The organism is Streptomyces cyaneofuscatus, from assembly GCF_000718135.1.
GTDB lineage: Bacteria > Actinomycetota > Actinomycetes > Streptomycetales > Streptomycetaceae > Streptomyces > Streptomyces cyaneofuscatus.
The window spans coordinates 419,452-436,801 of sequence record NZ_JOEM01000007.1 but is presented as its reverse complement, the minus strand read 5'-3'; the positions used below and the strand labels follow the sequence as shown (position 1 = coordinate 436,801).

Here is a 17,350-nt window from a genome sequence, read left to right as displayed (position 1 = left end):
GCACCGCGCGTACGCCGGGCGTGAGCGCCCTCCGTCCCGCCGCCACGAGCGCCTGGCTGCCCGTCGCCCCCTGCACCCCGCACGCCTGCGCCCGGCACACCGGCCCGGTCCGGGCGCCGCTCCCCGCCGTCCTGCGGCTGCTGGCCGGCTGCGCGTGGACGCTGCTGGGGGTGGCCTGCGCCCTGCCGGTCCGGCTGCTTCCGAAGGCTCCGCGGGCGTGGCTGGTGCGGTGGTGGGCGCGGGGCGTGCCGCGTGCCTTCGGCGTACGGGTGACGGTCCGGGTGCATCCGTACGCCTACGGCACCGGCGGCGAGCTCGTCGTCGCCAACCATGTCTCCTGGCTGGACATCCCCCTGGTCGCCTCCGTGCTGCCCGGCCGGATGCTCGCCAAGAGCGAGGTCGGGCGCTGGCCGCTGCTCGGCCGGCTCGCCGGGCTCGGCTCCACGCTCTTCATCGACCGGGACCGGCTGCGCGCGCTGCCGGGGGCCGTGGACACCGTCGCCGAAGCCCTCCGTTCGGGCTCCCGCGTCGTGGCGTTCCCCGAGGGCAGCACCTGGTGCGGGCGGGGGAGCGGCGGGGTGTTCCGGCCGGCCGTGTTCCAGGCGGCGATCGACGCGGAGGTCTCCGTACGACCGGTCCGCCTCACCTACCGCGCCCCGGGCGCCGTGGCGTTCGTGGGGGACGATCCGCTCGCCGCCTCGCTGTGGCGGGTGGTGCGGGCGGCGGGGCTCACCGCCGAGGTCGACGTCCTCGCCCCGATCCCGGCGGGCGTTCACGCGGGAACCTCCGCGAGCGGTGAGCCCGGCCGCCGTGGACTGGCCCGCACGGCGAGAGCCGCCGTCGCCGGTACGGACCGGACGACGACGGCTCCTGGGACGGCTGTCGCTCAGACCGCGGTGGCGAGCGACAGGGCGAACCGCCCCTCCGCATCCGTCCACCACTGAGCGAGCTGGAGCCCGGCCGCGGCCAGCTCCTCGCGCACATCCTCCTGGCGGAACTTCGCCGACACCTCCGTACGCAGCTCCTCACCGGCCTCGAACGGCACCACCAGGTCCAGCTCCCGGATCTTCACGGTCAGCGCCCGGCGGGCGCGCAGCCGCATCTCGATCCACCGCTGCTCCGGGTTCCACACCGCCACGTGCTCGAAGTCGTCGAGCGGGAAGTCGGCGCCCAGCTCCCGGTTGACGACGTTCAGCACGTTCTTGTTGAAGGCCGCCGTCACGCCCGACGCGTCGTCGTACGCCGCGACCAGCGTCTCCTCGTCCTTGACCAGGTCCGTGCCGAGCAGCAGCGCGTCGCCGGGGGACAGGAGCGAGCGCACCGAGTGCAGGAAGCCGGCCCGCTCCTCCGGGAGCAGGTTGCCGATCGTGCCGCCGAGGAAGGCGACGAGCCGGGGCCCGGGTGTGCCGGGCAGCGCGAGTCCGCCGGTGAAGTCGGCGATCAGGGCGTGCACGGAGAGTCCGGGGTGCTCGGCGAGCAGCGATTCGGCGGCCCCGGTGAGCGCGCTCTCGCTCACGTCCACCGGTACGTAACTCTCCAGCCCGTCCAGGGCCTCCAGCAGATGACGGGTCTTCTCCGAGGAGCCCGATCCCAGCTCGATCACGGTCCGGGCGCCCGAGACCGCGGCGATCTCCTCGGCGCGCTCCTCCAGGATCTCCCGCTCGGCGCGGGTCGGGTAGTACTCGGGCAGCCGGGTGATGTCCTCGAACAGCTCGCTGCCGCGCGCGTCGTAGAACCACTTGGGCGGCAGCGTCTTGGGGTGCCGGGTCAGCCCGCTCAGGACATCGGCGCGCAGCGCCGCGTCCGTCGCGTCCTCCGGCAGGGTGCGGGTCAGCAGGAATGGGCTCACGCGGCGGGCTCCTTGAGCGGTGTGGGGGTGACGTCTGCGGAGGTCGCGACCAGCAGGGTGCGGTCGGGGACCTCGCGCCAGCGGGGGTCGTCGTCGTACGGCTCCGAGGCCACGGCGGTCGAGCGGCCCGGGTCGTGGCGGTACCAGAGGGTGTCGCCCCAGGCGGTGGCCACGATGGCGGTGCCGTCCGTCACCAGCAGGTTGAGCCGGGACCCGGGCGCCGCCTCCGCGACCTCCCGTACGGTCTCCGTGACCGCCCTCGGCAGGTCGTCCCCGGCGGCGACGCGGTGCAGGATCAGCGCCCAGACCAGCGCCGAGTCGTTGCGGGCGGCCAGGGAGAGCAGCTCCTCGGCGGGCAGCGCGGCGGCCGGCCCTGCCAGGGAGGCCGGCCAGCCCGGAACCGCGCCGTTGTGGCTGAAGAGCAGCCGCCCGGCGGCGTACGGAGCGGCCGCGGCCTCCCCGTCCGCACCCGCCTCGGTGGCGTCCCGTACGGCGGCGAGCAGTGCGGTCGACCGCACCACCCGGGCGAGGTCCGTGAACGTCTGGTCGTGCCAGATGGGCCCCTGGCGCCGGTAGCGGCCGGGCACCGGGTCGCCGTCCGCGTACCAGCCGACGCCGAAACCGTCCGCGTTGACCGTCCCGTACCGCTGGCGGCGCGGCGCCCAGGACTGGCGCACCAGGGAGTGCGGCGGCTCGGACAGTACGGCCCCGAGAGCCACCGGGTCGCCCACATAGGCGATATGACGGCACATCAGGCGTCCCTCGCGGTGCGGAACCCGGAGAAGATCTGCCGCCGCACCGGCAGGTCCCAGTTGCGGAACGTGCCCCGGCAGGCGACCTGGTCCACGGCGAACGAGCCGCCGCGCAGCACCTTGTGGCCCGGACCGAAGAACACGTCCGAGTACTCCCGGTAGGGGAACGCCACGAAGCCCGGGTAGGGCAGGAAGTCGCTGGAGGTCCACTCCCACACATCGCCGATCAGCTGACCCGCGCCGGACGGCGCCCGGCCCGCCGGATACGCACCGGCCCGCGCCGGACGCAGGTGGCGCTGGCCCAGGTTGGCCTGCTCAGGGGTCGGGTCCGTGTCGCCCCAGGGGTAGCGCAGCGAACGCCCGGTGGCGGGATCGTGCCGGGCGGCCTTCTCCCACTCGGCCTCGGTGGGCAGCCGCCGACCGGCCCAGCGCGCGTACGCGTCCGCCTCGTACCAGCTGACGTGCAGCACCGGCTCGTCGTCCGGCACCGGCTCGGTCACCCCGAACCGGCGGCGCAGCCACTGCCCGGCGTCCCGGTGCCAGAACAGCGGTGCGGCCAGGTCGTGTTCACGGACCAGGTCCCAGCCCTCGGGCGCCCACCAGCGGGGGTCGGTGTACCCGCCGTCCTCGATGAAACGCCGGTACGCACCGCAGGTGACGGGGGCGGCGTCCAGGTGGAACGCGGCCACCTCACGCCGGTGCGCGGGCCGTTCGTTGTCCAGGGCCCATGGCTCGGCGGAGGTCCCCATGGTGAACGGGCCGCCGGGGACGAGGACTTCGGCGGGCAGGGCGTCGGCGTCGGTGGGGGCGGGCGGCGCGGGCGCGGTCAGCGCGACCGGGCCCGTGCGCAGCTGATGGGTGATCAGCATCGTCTCGTCGTGCTGCTGTTCGTGCTGGGCGATCATCCCGAAGGCGAACCCGGCCCGCTCCAGCGGGCGGCCCCCTTCGTGCAGCGGGGCGCCCTCCAGGATGTCCAGGGCCCTGCCCCGTACATCGGAGGCGTACGTCCGTGCCTCGGCGGGCGCCAGCAGCGGCAGCGAGGGCCGGGCCGCGCGAGGGTGCTCGAAGGCGTCGTACAGCCCGTCTATCTCGGGGCGCAGCGCCTCACGTCCGCCGACGGCGCGGAGCAGCCACTGCTCCTCCTGGTTGCCGATATGGGCCAGGTCCCAGACGAGCGGGGACATCAACGGGGAGTGCTGGGCGGTGAGTTCACCGTCGTCGACGCTGTCGGTGAGGGTGGCGGTGCGCGCCCGGGCGGTCAGCAGCGCGTCGAGGGCCCGCTGCCGGAGCACCTCGGGGTCGTGGCCGCCGGAGCCCGACGGGAAGCCGTCCGCGGTGGAGACGGAGGGGTCACGGTCGTCGGTCATGCTGAGGTCACCCTTCCGGTGTGCGGGCCGTCCGTGGAGCCGATGGAGCCCGTCGGCCGGATCGGATCGGTGAGAACGCCTGATTCGAGCAGATCGTCGGCCGGACATCGGCCCCGGGCCACATACCGGTCGTTGAAGGCCGCCACGGTGTCCTGTACCGCCTTGTCGGCGCCCATCCGGTCGAGCGCGGTGAGCGCCGTGTCGAAGCAGACCGTGGCCGCCGCCCGCAGCTCCGGATCGGCCAGGCCCTCGCGGGCGGCCGTCGTCCAGAGCGGGTTGCGCGGCGCGGCCGCGGATCCCGCCGACTCGGCCAGGGGCTTCACGGTGCGGTACACGGTCTCGGCGGCCTCCGGGTCGTCGTACAGGGCGGTGGCGACGGCGAGCGGCACCAGCCACCCGTCCGCGCCGCTCTGCGCGTCGATCATGCGCAGTTCGAGGTGCCCGCGCGGCCGGACCGGCGGGAACAGGGTGGTGATGTGGTAGTCGAGATCGGCCCGTACCGGTGGCCGGGGCGCGCCGGTGCGGATCCACTCACGGAAGGTGAGGCCCTCGGGCACGTCCCAGGGGCCCTCCTCGCTGCGGACGCACATCACGGTCGTGTCCAGCACATGCGCGGCCCACGCCTCACGCGGCGGAAGCCCGCTGCCCGGCGCCAGCGTCCGTACCGGGTCGAGATCGGCCCACAGGGACTGCCGGGTGGACTTCCAGCCGGTCGGGCGGCCCTGCCGGAACGGCGAATTGGCGAACGCGGCCACCAGGACGGCACCGAGCAGATGGGTGAGCTGCCAGCGCCGCCCGTAGCCGAGCGGGCCCGGCTCCTCCTCGCCCGCGTCCAGGCAGACCTGCACGGAGGCGGAGGTGCACATCATCGCCCGCCCGGACGGGCCCGCCCGGTCGAGCGCCGCCTCCATCGCTTCGTACCGAGGCTCGCGCAGCCTGCGGTGCGGCGTCTGCCACGGGTCCACGCCGAGGCCGACCGGGGCGAGCCCGTCCCGGCCGAGCGAGGCGCGGACGGCGGCCAGGTCCGCCGCGGTCGTCGTGATGCACTCCATCAGGGAGCCGGCCGGCTGGGAGCTGAGCTCCAGCTGCCCACCCGGCTCGAACGTCAGTGCGGCGCTCAGGGGCAGCTCACGGAGGGCCGCGACGGCGCTGTCCAGCCGCTCCTGGGACACCGGGACGGCGGGATTCTCCTGGTCATGGATGAACCATTCGAGTTCCACCCCCACGATGCGAGGGGGACCCGTCTTGAAACATATGCCGCGCAGTAAATCCTGGGCCGCACCCTCGTCGAGGGTGGCGTGGTCCGGGTGTGCGCCGGGGCCGCCAGGTGTGTCCGAGGACATGAGGCGCCTCCTTCTCAGTTGCGTACCTACCACCCAAACCCGTACCCCGGGATCGCACAAGAGTGCCCCTGAGCCACCGGAAAAGCGGTCGCCACCGCACCGCTCCGGAACCAGCATGCGCCGTACGCCCCGCCCCGGCGAGCGGCGGCCGCCTCCAGAGGTACCGCTCCCGCGGCGGCCCGGCCGGCCCAGAAGCACAGCTCCCGGTCAGCTCCAGCCGTACCGCTCCCGCGGCCGCCCATCAGCTCCAGCCGTACCGCTCCCGCAGCCGCCCGACGACGGAATCGAACCGGTCCCGGTCCAGGGCACAGGCCTCACGCCGCATCCCGTCCTCGTGGACCCGCAGCACCCGGTCCAGATCGGCCCAGGACGGCCGGCCGGAGCTGTCCCAGGGACCGGCCCCCAGCGCCACCCACTCGTGGTCCATGTCGTGCTGCTTGCTGGAGAGCTGGACGGCGAGCAGTGTGCCCGCCGCCTCCCGGGCGACGACGAGGACCGGCCGGTCCTTGCCCCGCCCGTCCATCTCCTCGAACGGCACCCAGGTCCAGACGATCTCGCCCGGATCGGGGTCGCCGTCGCGGTCGGGGGCGTACGAGGTGCGGACCGGGCCCACCTCGCGCGGATCGGCCTGGACGGTGGCGGTCGGACCGGTGCTGCCGGGCGGTACGGGCGGGGCGTCGGTGCGCTGTGCGCTGTGGTGGAACGTCATCGCAACACCGTAGGACCTGCACGGCCGCATCCCGGGAGCGGGTCCGCCGAACGGGGGCCTCGGCGAGGCGCACCCGGGGCGCGGACCGGCCCGGCGGATCTGGAAGACTGCCGCACGCCATGAGCCAGTTACCCAAGCAGCCCGCCGAAGTCTCCGTACCGACCAGCGCCGATGTCGCGCGCCTCGCCGGAGTCTCGCGGGCCACCGTGTCGTACGTACTGAACAACAACGCCACCGTCCGGATCAGCGAACCCACCCGGCACCGCGTCAGAGAGGCCGCCACCCACCTCGGTTACGTCCCGCACGCGGCCGCCCGCAGCCTGCGCGCCGGACACAGCCGCCTGGTCCTGCTGCCCTCAGGGCATATACCGGCGGGCCCGCTCCACCAGCACTTCTTCCAGGAACTCCAGGCCGGACTGCGCCGCCTGGACTACACCGTCGTCCAGTACGGCAGCGCCGGCCTCGCCGACGACGAGGCGGTGAGGGCCTGGGCCGAACTGCGGCCCGTCGCCGTCGTCGTACCGCCCGGCATCACCCTCACCCCGCACGGCACGGAGATCCTCACCCGCTCCGGCGCCAAGGCGGTGATCACCCTGGGGCCCGAGCCGGTCGAGGGCGCGCACGGGATGGTCATGGACCAGCGCCAGGTCGGGGCCAGCGCGGTCGGACACCTGCTGGCGCGCGGCCGCCGCCGCATCGGGGTGGTGATGCCCCGGGAGGCGGGCCTCACCCCGTTCTCCGAACCCCGCCTCGCCGGGGCCCGGCGGACGGCGGAACCGGCCGGGGCACACATCAGCCCCCTCCCGCTCCACTACGAGGAGGAGTCCGCGGCGGAGCTGGCGCACCGCTGGCCGGAGCTGGGTCTTGACGCCGTGTTCGCGTACAACGACGAGTACGCCATGCTGCTGATGCGGGCCCTCCAGGACGCGGGCGTCGCGATACCCGGCGACACGGCGGTCGTCGGAGCGGACGACCTGCTGCTCGGCAGACTCCTGCGGCCCCGCCTGTCCACCGTCCGTATGGAGCTCGCCATGCCGGACCCGCTGGCCGAGACGATCGACCGCCTCGTCCACCACCCGGGCACCGCCCCCGTCCACCACGACCTGCTGCGCACCAGCGCGGTGCACAGGGAGTCCAGCTGACCGCCCCGGCGCGACGACATGCGCGGGGCGCGGGGGATGTCTAGCGTCGGGGCCATGAGTCATCCGCAGAATTACGAGCTCCTCCTGATCCCCGACCACAGCAGGACGCGGACCGGAGGCCCCGGACGGCCGATCCGCTCGGCGATCGTGGCCGCCACCGGCGAGACGGGGGCCTCGGGCTACCCCCGGTACACGGGCCAGGGCATGGAGGCGGACATCGACCCGGAGACCCGCACGGTGGAGGCGGTGCTGATCGACGGCGAGGAACTGGACCCGGGCATGTCGGTGCAGGTCGCCGACGGAGACGGCCCGGGGCGCTGACCGGAACAGCCCGGCCCGGGCATGGCTGAAGGACCCCGACCATGTGATCAGGGCCCTTCAGGCCGCGCCGTGCGCCGGTACGGCGGCTACTGGGGCTCCGGCTGTCCCTGGCCGGCCTCCGCCGCCCGCTTCTGCTCCTCGACGGACTTGCGGACCTCGTCCATGTCCAGGTTCCGGGCCTGGCCGATGACGTCCTCCAGGGCCGCCTCGGGCAGGGCGCCGGGCTGCGAGAAGACCGCCACGTTGTCCCGGACGATCATCAGCGTCGGGATGGACCGGATCGCGAAGGCCGCCGCCAGCTCCTGCTGCGCCTCCGTGTCGACCTTCGCGAAGACGAGGTCGGGGTGGCGCTCGGACGCCGAGTCGTAGACCGGTGCGAACTGTCGGCAGGGGCCGCACCAGGAAGCCCAGAAGTCGATCAGCACGAAGCCGTTGTCGCTGACGACCTGATCGAAGTTTTCCTTGGTGAGCTCTACGGTGCTCATACTCCAGATACCTCTTCCTGTGCCCGATCGGACGTGTCCGGCACAACGGTGACTGCACGTGCGCTATTCCGCCTGCCCGTGTGGCCCGGGCGCACACTCCCGAGGACACTGTTTCCATGACTGATGCAGTGGATGTTCTTGCATACGACGTAGTGGTCATCGGCGCAGGTCCGGTGGGGGAGAACGTGGCCGACCGGACTCGGGCGGCAGGCCTGAGCACGGCCGTGGTGGAGTCGGAGCTGATCGGCGGTGAGTGCTCGTACTGGGCCTGCATGCCGAGCAAGGCCCTGCTGCGCCCCGTGGTCGCCCGGGCGGACGTCCGCCGCGTCCCGGGCCTGAGTACCGCCGTTCAGGGCCCCCTCGACGTCCAGGCCGTCCTCGCCCACCGCGACGACAAGACGAGCAACTGGAAGGACGACGGACAGGTCGACTGGCTGGAGGGCGTCGGAGCGGACGTCTACCGCGGTACGGGACGCCTCACCGGCCCCCGCGAGGTCACCGTCACCGCCCCCGACGGCACGGAACACCGGCTCACCGCCCGCCACGCCGTCGCCGTGTGCACCGGCACCCGGGCGGTCGTCCCCGACCTCCCCGGCATCGCCGAGGCCCGCCTCTGGACCAGCCGCGAGGCCACCAGCGCCAAGGAGGTGCCCGGCCGGCTCGTGGTGGTCGGCGGGGGAGTGGTCGGCGTGGAGATGGCGACCGTCTGGCAGGCGCTGGGCGCCGAGGTGACGCTGCTGATCCGCGGCGAGGGCCTGCTCCCGAAGATGGAGCCCTTCGCGGGCGAGCTGGTGGCCGAGGCGCTGGAGGAGGCCGGAGCCACCATCCGTACGGGCGTCTCCGTCACCGCCGTCGAGCGCCCCGCACCGGACGGCCCGGTCACGGTCGTCCTGGACGACGGCGGCCGGATCGAGGCCGACGAGATCCTCTTCGCCACCGGCCGGGCTCCGCGCACGGACGACCTGGGCCTGGAGACGATCGGCCTGAAGCCCGGATCCTGGCTCACGGTGGACGACAGCTGCCGCGTCGAGGGCACCGACTGGCTGTACGGGGTCGGGGACGTCAACCACCGCGCCCTCCTCACCCACCAGGGCAAGTACCAGGCCCGCATCGCGGGCGCCGCGATCGCCGCCCGCGCCCAGCAGGACTCGCCCCTGGACACGTCCCCCTGGGGCCCTCACGCGGCCACAGCCGACCACGCGGCCGTCCCCCAGGTGGTCTTCACCGACCCCGAGGCGGCGTCCGTCGGCCTCACTCTCGCCGAGGCCGAACACGCGGGCCACCGCGTCCGCGCGGTCGACTACGACCTCGCCTCGGTCGCCGGCTCCGGCCTGTACGCCGACGGCTACCGGGGCCGCGCCCGGATGATCGTGGACCTGGACCGCGAGATCCTGCTCGGCGTGACCTTCGTCGGCCCCGGCATCGGCGAACTCCTGCACTCGGCCACGGTGGCGGTCGCGGGGGAGGTCCCCATCGACCGGCTGTGGCACGCGGTTCCGGCGTACCCGACGATCAGCGAGGTGTGGCTGCGGCTGCTGGAGACGTACCGGGGGTGAGTGCAGACGGGCGGCTGTCCGCTGCACGACCTCCCCGGACGGAACGCCTTCAGATCACCCACATGCCCCCAGCCCATCGGCAGACCGATGGGCAGAGAATCGCCGCAGGCCAGCGGATATTCCACGATTCCGGAAGCGTGGTCAATCGGCTGGTGCGTCCGGGGCCGGGAGGCTGAGGATCTCCGTCACCGGGCGCCCCCATGTGGCCCATCGCTGCAGCGCTGCTCGATCGATCAAATGGAGTCCCTGCTCTCCGGCGAACTCCCGGCCTCGCTCGGAGAAGCCGCCGTTGGTCACTGCGATGACGACATCGGCTTTGTGGACCTGCCGCGCCGTGCCGTTGAGGCTGTGCAGAGCATTGGGGGCCATGGACCGGCCGGACGTACCTGAGTGTTTGCACTGGACCACCACCCGCCGCCCGGAAGGCGTGACCGCTATCACATCGGCTCCCATGTCTCCCGGCCCTCCGGTGCGGCGCTCGATGTCGTGGCCATCGCTTCACGCACCTCGCGGATGACGGTGACCCGGCCGCCGTCACCGGGGTCGGGATCCGGGATGACCGTTTCCGGGTCGACGAGGTAGACCTGCCGGCCGTCCAGCGTCAGCCGGCGTGCGATTTCCAGCACCATGCGCCGTGCCACGTCGTCGATCGCGTGGACCCGGGTGAGGTCGATGGCCACCCGGGTCTCCTGCGGATCGGTGTCCAGGACCTCCCGCACCACGCGCTCGGCTCCTGCGAAGCCGATGCCGCCCTGGAGTTCCAGAACGCGGAGCGCGTCCGGTCCGCTGCCGAGGACGTGGCTGGACCGCACGACCGCCCGCCCTGCGGAGGGGACCTCCATCACGTGCAGGCCCATGTCGGAGGAGAAGCGCTCGAACAGGGATACCCCGCGGACGCTGTTTCCGTGGCTGTCCAGGCGAGGTGAGAAGGTGGCGATGCCGAGACGTCCGGGAAGCGCGCCGATCAGGCCTCCGGCCACCCCGCTCTTCGCCGGGATGCCGACCTGGGTCGTCCAGTCACCCGCGGCGTCGTACATGCCACAGCTGAACATGACGCTCAGGACCTGGCGCACCACCCCTTCCGGCACCACCTGTTCACCCGAGAGCGGGTTCACGCCGCGGTTGGCCAGGGTCGCCGCCATCATGGCCAGATCCCGGGTCGTGACGAGGACCGAGCACTGTCGGGTGTAGCCGTCGACGACCGCCCCCGCGTCCTCGGTCAGGATGTCGTGGCTGCGCAGCATGTGCGCGATGGCGAGGTTGCGGTGCGCGTGCTCCATCTCCGACGCGCACACCTTCTCGTCCATCTCCAGCCGGCGGCCGGCGAAGGCCGAGAGGCCGTCGAGCACGCGTCGCACCCGCTCGGCGGGTTCGGAGCCCGCCTCCGCGACCAGGGAGTGAACGGTGATCGCACCGGCGTTGATCATGGGATTGAGCGGGCGTCCCGTGCCGCTCTCCAGGGAGATCTCGTTGAACGCTTCCCCCGAAGGCTCGACGCCCACCTTGGCGAGCACCGGGCCGAAACCGCGGTCGGCCAGTGCCAGGGCATACGCGAACGGCTTCGAGATCGACTGGATGGTGAACGGGACGTCGATGTCACCCGCACCGTGCACCTGCCCGTCGACGGTGGCGAAGGCCGCGCCGAGGTGCTCGGGATCCGCCGCCGCCAGCTCAGGGATGTAGGAGGCCGGTTCCCCGGAGAGGTCCGGCTCCACCTGCCCCAGCACCTCGGCCAGATAGTCGGGAATGATGGGCCGCATTCTTCACCTCTCCGATCGCACCACCGAGGTCCGGCGCGGGGCGCGTGCTAACTGTGTGCCGCGTCCTGCCGCCGGGGCGCCTCCGTGGCGCTGTCGGTTGCGTGGCCAGGCTACCCACCGGGCCGGTGCGGACCGGCTTGGTGGACCGCGGGTCACCGAGGGCGCGTCATGGAGACGACCTGGACCGCGTGAGTCGACGCACGACTGGGGTGCGCGCACCCGGGTGCCTCGCAGAGGCATGTGAGTGGCCATCAGGGGAAGAGAATCATCGATGACACGAGGGGGTCAGACGTGAAGGTGGGACTGCTGAGCCGTGAGTACCCGCCGGACGTCTACGGCGGTGCCGGTGTTCATGTCGAGTTCCTGGCAAGGGAGTTGCGCGCGCTCACCGATCTTCAGGTCCACTCCTGGGGCGAAGGCGCCTCGGACGGGCTGGTGCGGCACCGGCCCGGCCGGGAGCTGGACGGTGCCAACGACGCGCTGCGCGCCTTCTCCGTGGACCTGTCCATCGCCGCCGCGCTCGAAGGCCGCGACCTCGTCCACTCGCACACCTGGTACGCCAACCTCGCGGGCCACCTCGCCGGACTGCTGTACGGCATCCCGCACGTGGTGACCGCCCACTCGCTGGAGCCCCTGCGGCCCTGGAAGGCCGAACAGCTCGGCGGCGGCTACGCGTTGTCCAGTTGGGCCGAGCGCACCGCCATGGAGTCCGCCGACGCGGTCATCGCCGTCTCGCACGGAATGCGGGCCGACATCCTCGGCTGCTATCCGCAGCTGGATCCCGACCGGGTCAGGGTCGTCCACAACGGCATCGACACCCGCCTGTACCGGCCCGTTCCCGGAGTCGACGTGCTGCGCCGCCTGGGTATCGACCCGGACCGCCCCTTCGTCCTGTTCGTCGGCCGCATCACGCGCCAGAAGGGTGTCCCGCACCTGCTGCGCGCCGCCCACCGGCTCGACCCCTCCGCGCAGCTGGTGCTCTGCGCGGGCGCGCCGGACACCCCGGAGATCGAGGCCGAGTTCCGCGAACTCGTCGGCGAACTCAAGGGCTCGCGCGACGGGGTCCACTGGATCCCGGACATGCTCCCGCGCCCCGACGTCATCCAACTCCTCAGCCGAGCAGCGGTGTTCGTCTGCCCTTCGGTGTACGAGCCCCTGGGCATCGTCAATCTCGAAGCGATGGCCTGCGGCGCGGCAGTGGTCGCCTCCGCGGTCGGCGGCATCCCCGAGGTCGTCTCGGACGGCGGCACCGGACTGCTCGTACCGTACGAGTCCGGCGAACCGGCCCGGTTCGAGACGGATCTCGCCGAAGCGATCGGCCAGGTGCTCGCCGACCGTCCGGCGGCCCGGCGGATGGGCGAGGCGGGCCGGGAACGTGCGGTGCGGGAGTTCGGCTGGGACATGGTCGCCCGGCGGACCGTCGAGGTGTACGAGGAGACCGTCACAAAGGTGTAGCCGGAAACGGTCCGGTGTTTCAGGAGGGGGAGTGGCCATGCGCGCTGGACCTTCGGTGCTCGGGATCGTCCTTGCGGGAGGAGAGGGCAAACGGCTGATGCCGCTGACCGCCGACCGGGCGAAACCCGCGGTGACCTTCGGCGGGACCTACCGGCTGGTCGACTTCGTCCTGTCGAACCTCGTCAACGCCGACATCACGAGGATCTGCGTCCTCACCCAGTACAAGTCGCACTCGCTGGACCGCCATGTGACCACGACCTGGCGGATGTCCAGTCTGCTCGGCAACTACGTCACGCCGGTCCCGGCGCAGCAGCGTCTCGGCCCGCGCTGGTATCTCGGCAGCGCGGACGCCATCCTCCAGTCGCTCAACCTCGTCCATGACGAACAGCCGGACTACATCGCGGTGTTCGGGGCCGACCATGTCTACCGCATGGACGCACGCCAGATGCTGGAGCGGCACATCGAGAGCGGCGCCGGCGTCACCGTCGCCGGTATCAAGGTGCCCCGTGCGGAAGCCTCCGCCTTCGGTGTCATCACCCCGGCCTCCGACGGCTCACGCGTGGAACGCTTCCTGGAGAAGCCCTCCGACCCGCCCGGTCTGCCCGACGACCCGACCAAGGTCTTCGCTTCGATGGGCAACTACCTCTTCTCCACGAAGGTTCTCGTGGACGCCCTCCACCAGGACGCCGAGGACGACGGCTCCGTCCACGACATGGGCGGATCCATCCTGCCCATGCTCACGGGGCGCGGGGTCGCGCACGTCTACGACTTCGACGACAACCACGTGCCGGGCGAGACCCGGCGCGAGCGCGGGTACTGGCGGGACGTGGGCTCCCTGGACAGTTACTACGAGGCCCACATGGACCTCATCTCCGAGCAGCCACTGTTCAGCCTCTACAACGATCGCTGGCCCATGTACACCCATGCGGGCCACCAGGCTCCGGCCCGGTTCGTCTCCGGAGGCATCGCCGGCGAGTCGATCGTCAGCCCGGGCTGCGTGATCCGTGGCCAGGTCACCGGGTCCGTGCTCTCGCCCGGTGTGATCGTCGAGCAGGGCGCGGTGGTCCAGGGTTCCGTGCTGCACCACGGTGTGCGCGTCGGCAGGGGAGCGGTCGTGCGCAACGCGATCCTCGACAAGAACGTCGATGTCCCGCCCAGGGCGACGATCGGCGTCAATCCGGAACGGGACCGTGAGCTCTACACCGTCTCGCAGAACGGCGTCATCGCCCTCGGCAAGGGGCAGGCGGTGTCGTAGCACGGCCGCGGTGTGTCCGGCCCGACGGCTGCCGGACACGTACCGCGGCTGCGTACGGACCGCCTAGCGTGCCGCCGGGGGGTGGAGCAGCCGGGCCAGGAGGTCGTCGAGGCTGACCAGTCCGGAGAGCCGGCCCTGCTCGTCCCGTACGACGGCGATCGTCGCGCGGCGCTCGCGCAGCCGTTCCACGGCGTGGGCGGCCGTCGCGTCCGGTGCCAGTTCCGGTACGGGGCGGGCCAGGTCGCGCGCCGACGCCTGCCGGCCGGCGGCGCGGGCCACCAGGGCGTCGCGGGCGTGGACGGATCCCAGGACGCGTTCCCCGTCCCGGACGAGCAGCCGGGTGCGGTCGGCGGCGGTGGCGACGGCCAGGATCCGGTCGAGGTCCGCGTCCGCCGGTACGGTCACGATCCGCTCGGCGGGGACCGTCAGTTCGGCCACAGGGGTCTGCGGCTCGGTCAGCGAGCGGGTCACCAGTCCGGAGTCGCCCTTGCTGATCAGCCCGAGCCGCTCGGACTCCTCGATGAGGTGGGTGAGCTGGTCGCGGTTGTGCACGGAGGTGAGCTCGTCGCGCGGGGCCACCCGGCAGAGCCGTACTAGCGCGTTGCTGACCGCGTTCAGCACCCGGATCAGCGGGCGTACCACCTTGACCACCGCGCGGAACGCCGGGCTCAGGAGCATCGCGGAGCGCTCCGGGTGGGCGATCGCCCAGGACTTGGGCGCCATCTCACCGACCACCATGTGCAGGAAGACGACGAGGGCCATCGCCAGGGCGAAGGCGATGCCGTAGCTCAGCCCGGCGGGCAGCCCGAGCCGTTCCAGGAGCGGGTCCAGCTCGTGCGAGATGGCGGGCTTGGAGACGGCGCCGAGGCCCAGGGTGCAGAGGGTGATGCCGAGCTGGGCGCCCGCGAGCATGAGGGACAGCTCGCGCATCCCGGCGAGAGCCGCCTTGGCGCCGCGCTGCCCGGCGAGGACCGCCTGTTCCATGCGGTGGCGCTTGGAGGCGACCAGGGCGAACTCTGCGGCGACGAAGAAACCGCTGCCGATCAGCAGCAGGACGGTGACGAAGAGCGCCATGGGGAAGCTCATGCCTGCGGCTCCTGTTCGCCGTGTTGTGTCCGGGGCACCTGCTCCGCGCGTTCCGTGCGTTCCGTGCGGTCTGTGCGTTCCGTGGGGTCTGTGCGTTCCGTGCGGTCTGTGCGTTCGATACGGACGTACTCGGCCACGTGCCGGTCGAGGGTGCGGACCTCGATCCGGACACCGGAGACGGTGAGGCGGTCCCCGACGGTGGGGAAGCGGCCGAGCCGGTCGATGATCAGACCGGCGAGGGTGTCGTAGTCGCCCTCATCCGGCAGCACGATGCCGGTGGCCTCCTCGATCTCGTCCAGGCGGCGGCCCGCGTCGACCACCCACCCGTCGCCGTCGCCGTCGCCGTCGGCGACCGCGAGTTCGTCGACCGGGTCGGACTCGTCGGAGATCTCCCCGACCAGCTCCTCGGCGATGTCCTCGTACGTGACGATGCCCGCGACACCGCCGTGCTCGTCCAGCACGACGGCGAACTCGTCGTCCCGCTCCCGCATCCGGTCCACCGCCGCCGGGAGTTTCAGGATCTCGGGCAGCAGGAGCGGGCGGCGGGCCAGCTCCCCGGCGGTGGTGCGGCCGACATCGGCGGCGGGCAGCGCCATCAGCTCCCGTACGCCCAGCACTCCGGCGGGGTCGTCGGGGTGGTCGCCGAGCACGGGGTAGTTCGAGTGGCCGTGCCGGGCGATCAGTTCGACGGCCTCCAGGGCCATGGCGTCGCGGCGTACGAAGGTGACGTCGGCCCGCACCACCATGACCTCGCCCAGCGTGCGCTCGGAGAACTCCAGGGCGTGGTCGACGAGTTCGGCCGTGGCGGCGGGCAGCTCGCCCTGCTCGTGGGACTCGCCGATCAGATGGCCCAGCTCCTCCAGGGTGGCGCCGTGGTGGAGCTCCTCGACCGGTTCGATGCCGATCCGGCGCAGCAGCCGGTTGGCCGCGCTGTCGAAGACGTGGATGACCGGGCCGACGATCCGCAGGTAGATGAGGGTGGAGGTGGCCAGGGACTTCGCCAGCCGCTCGGGGACGGCGAGGGCGAGGTTCTTGGGCGCGAGTTCGCCCACCACCATCTGGATGACGGTCGCCACGACGAAGGAGAGCGTCACGGAGATCGCCGAGACCACTCCGCCGGGGAGCCCCGTGCCGTCGAGGGCCGGCCTCAGGAGCGCGGAGACGGACGGCTCGGCGAGGAAGCCGACGACCAGACCGGTGACGGTGATGCCGAGCTGGGCGCCCGAGAGCATGAAGGAGAGCCGCTCCAGGACCTTCACGGCCTTGGCGGCCCGCTTGTCACCGGCCGCGGCCTCCCGGGAGAGCGTCAGGCGGTCGGCGGACACATAGGCGAACTCCTGGGCCACGAAGTAGCCCGTTCCGGCGGTCAGGACGAACACGGCGAGCAGGCCGAGCAGGGCGGCGGTCATCGTCCACCCGCCCGGTGCGAGGCCGGTTCATCACTCGATGGAGTCCGGGGACCGGACTCCGAAGGCCCCGAAGGGCCCGTACTGGCGGACAACGCGTAACTCCTCATCCGGCCGGGGGCTCCGGCCAACGATGGTGATCGGGATGCGCCGCGGATCGGCGGAGGTGTGGTCGCCGGCGCCCCGGGTGAGGATCCGGTCCGCGCCGCGTCCGTCCTGATCTGCTGTGACTCCGTCCGGGCGAGATGTGAGCACCCGCGCATGATTCTCCACGCCGGGCGGGTGCGGCACGGCCGTACGCACCGCCGGAGCGTGCGCCTGACAGAACTTTACATTTCTGTAGACCGGCCGCCGGGCCGAGGCCCCCTCGTGGGACGGGGCGGCGGCTTTCGGACTTTCGTGTCCGATCTCCTGTGTGTGCGCTCCGGGGCCATCTCCCCTCTTCTATGCTCTACAAGCCTGTAGATGACGCCGCGGCGGCAGAGAAGTCTGTGCCGATCCGGCGAACACGCGCTTCGTGGGGAAGCGCGACCTGAAGAGGGGAACGAGCGTGGCTTCGATCGATCTGGGCAACGTGCTGGACAAGGCCTGGGCGGACAAGAGCGTGCCCGAGGTGCTGTCGGCGCCGGTGTCGGCGCTGAAGGGGGTTTCGGACCGTCAGGGTGATCTGCTGAACGAGGCGTTCGGCATCAAGACCGTTGCCGACCTCGCGAAACTGAAGTACGTCGGCTGGGCGCAGGCCCTGGCCGCGCTGGACGCGGCGAAGTAGCGCAGCGTCCGCGGAGCGGGGCCACGGGCAGGGGTCCCTGCCCGTGGCCCCGCTCTCCCTTGAGGCGTTCGGGCCCGCCCGGCTCCAGCTTCAGG

At 72.3% G+C, this 17,350-nt stretch carries 17 protein-coding genes; 7 read left to right on the top strand and 10 right to left on the bottom strand.

The window, feature by feature from the left end; all coding sequences use genetic code 11:
- The first annotated feature begins 20 nt into the window (after positions 1 to 20).
- Entirely contained in the window at positions 21 to 944 is a 924-nt protein-coding gene (locus tag IF17_RS0114545) for a lysophospholipid acyltransferase family protein (RefSeq protein ID WP_030565836.1), read from the top strand.
- Here IF17_RS0114545 and egtD read toward each other — a convergent pair.
- The 5 genes from egtD to IF17_RS0114520 form a co-directional block, all read right to left on the bottom strand.
- Positions 887 to 1,849, bottom strand: a complete 963-nt coding sequence (egtD, locus tag IF17_RS0114540) for an L-histidine N(alpha)-methyltransferase (RefSeq protein ID WP_030565835.1) — start codon at positions 1,847 to 1,849, stop codon at positions 887 to 889. The genes IF17_RS0114545 and egtD overlap by 58 nt on opposite strands.
- On the bottom strand, positions 1,846 to 2,601 hold the full coding sequence (gene egtC, locus IF17_RS0114535; protein ID WP_030565834.1) for an ergothioneine biosynthesis protein EgtC: 756 nt from the start codon (positions 2,599 to 2,601) through the stop codon (positions 1,846 to 1,848). Before egtC ends, egtD begins: the two co-directional genes overlap by 4 nt.
- Positions 2,601 to 3,968, bottom strand: coding sequence for an ergothioneine biosynthesis protein EgtB (gene egtB / locus IF17_RS0114530; protein WP_030565831.1), 1,368 nt, complete (start codon positions 3,966 to 3,968; stop codon positions 2,601 to 2,603). The genes egtC and egtB overlap by 1 nt, the downstream gene beginning before the upstream one ends.
- A complete protein-coding gene (gene egtA / locus IF17_RS0114525; protein WP_030565829.1) occupies positions 3,965 to 5,311 on the bottom strand; it encodes an ergothioneine biosynthesis glutamate--cysteine ligase EgtA in 1,347 nt (448 codons plus the stop codon). Before egtA ends, egtB begins: the two co-directional genes overlap by 4 nt.
- Positions 5,312 to 5,552: 241 nt before the next feature.
- Positions 5,553 to 6,020 (bottom strand): type II toxin-antitoxin system PemK/MazF family toxin, encoded by a 468-nt coding sequence (locus IF17_RS0114520; RefSeq protein WP_030565826.1) that lies wholly within the window; start codon positions 6,018 to 6,020, stop codon positions 5,553 to 5,555.
- A gap of 119 nt (positions 6,021 to 6,139) precedes the next feature.
- On the opposite strand from IF17_RS0114520, the gene IF17_RS0114515 reads away from it, so the two are divergent.
- On the top strand, positions 6,140 to 7,162 hold the full coding sequence (locus IF17_RS0114515) for a LacI family DNA-binding transcriptional regulator (protein WP_030565824.1): 1,023 nt from the start codon (positions 6,140 to 6,142) through the stop codon (positions 7,160 to 7,162).
- Between the two features lie 54 nt (positions 7,163 to 7,216).
- Positions 7,217 to 7,483 carry a hypothetical protein gene (locus IF17_RS0114510; RefSeq protein ID WP_030565822.1) on the top strand — a complete coding sequence of 89 codons (267 nt, stop codon included), beginning with the start codon at positions 7,217 to 7,219 and terminating at the stop codon, positions 7,481 to 7,483.
- A gap of 86 nt (positions 7,484 to 7,569) precedes the next feature.
- Here the strand turns inward: IF17_RS0114510 and trxA are convergent, their stop codons facing one another.
- Positions 7,570 to 7,968, bottom strand: coding sequence for a thioredoxin (trxA, locus tag IF17_RS0114505; protein WP_030565820.1), 399 nt, complete (start codon positions 7,966 to 7,968; stop codon positions 7,570 to 7,572).
- A 116-nt stretch (positions 7,969 to 8,084) separates the two neighbouring features.
- Between trxA and IF17_RS0114500 the strand changes: the two genes are divergently transcribed.
- A complete protein-coding gene (locus IF17_RS0114500) occupies positions 8,085 to 9,524 on the top strand; it encodes a dihydrolipoyl dehydrogenase family protein (RefSeq protein ID WP_030565818.1) in 1,440 nt (479 codons plus the stop codon).
- 141 nt (positions 9,525 to 9,665) lie between these two features.
- Here IF17_RS0114500 and IF17_RS1000000140385 read toward each other — a convergent pair whose 3' ends face one another.
- Both IF17_RS1000000140385 and IF17_RS0114495 read right to left on the bottom strand, forming a co-directional pair.
- Positions 9,666 to 9,977 (bottom strand): restriction endonuclease, encoded by a 312-nt coding sequence (locus tag IF17_RS1000000140385; protein WP_076968730.1) that lies wholly within the window; start codon positions 9,975 to 9,977, stop codon positions 9,666 to 9,668.
- Complete coding sequence (locus IF17_RS0114495) at positions 9,962 to 11,284, bottom strand: glutaminase (RefSeq protein ID WP_051883992.1); 1,323 nt, start codon at positions 11,282 to 11,284, stop codon at positions 9,962 to 9,964. Before IF17_RS0114495 ends, IF17_RS1000000140385 begins: the two co-directional genes overlap by 16 nt.
- A gap of 291 nt (positions 11,285 to 11,575) precedes the next feature.
- On the opposite strand from IF17_RS0114495, the gene glgA reads away from it, so the two are divergent.
- Entirely contained in the window at positions 11,576 to 12,739 is a 1,164-nt protein-coding gene (gene glgA, locus IF17_RS0114490) for a glycogen synthase (RefSeq protein WP_030565814.1), read from the top strand.
- 37 nt (positions 12,740 to 12,776) lie between these two features.
- Positions 12,777 to 13,994, top strand: coding sequence for a glucose-1-phosphate adenylyltransferase (gene glgC, locus IF17_RS0114485; protein ID WP_030565812.1), 1,218 nt, complete (start codon positions 12,777 to 12,779; stop codon positions 13,992 to 13,994).
- A 63-nt stretch (positions 13,995 to 14,057) separates the two neighbouring features.
- Here the strand turns inward: glgC and IF17_RS0114480 are convergent, their stop codons facing one another.
- Positions 14,058 to 15,080, bottom strand: a complete 1,023-nt coding sequence (locus tag IF17_RS0114480; RefSeq protein ID WP_030565810.1) for a hemolysin family protein — start codon at positions 15,078 to 15,080, stop codon at positions 14,058 to 14,060.
- Entirely contained in the window at positions 15,077 to 16,489 is a 1,413-nt protein-coding gene (locus IF17_RS0114475) for a hemolysin family protein (RefSeq protein WP_030565808.1), read from the bottom strand. The genes IF17_RS0114480 and IF17_RS0114475 overlap by 4 nt, the downstream gene beginning before the upstream one ends.
- 547 nt (positions 16,490 to 17,036) lie before the next feature.
- On the opposite strand from IF17_RS0114475, the gene IF17_RS0114465 reads away from it, so the two are divergent.
- The gene (locus IF17_RS0114465; RefSeq protein ID WP_018513034.1) at positions 17,037 to 17,255 is read left to right on the top strand and encodes a hypothetical protein; all 219 of its coding nucleotides are present in this window, start codon (positions 17,037 to 17,039) and stop codon (positions 17,253 to 17,255) included.
- The last annotated feature ends 95 nt before the right edge of the window (positions 17,256 to 17,350 follow it).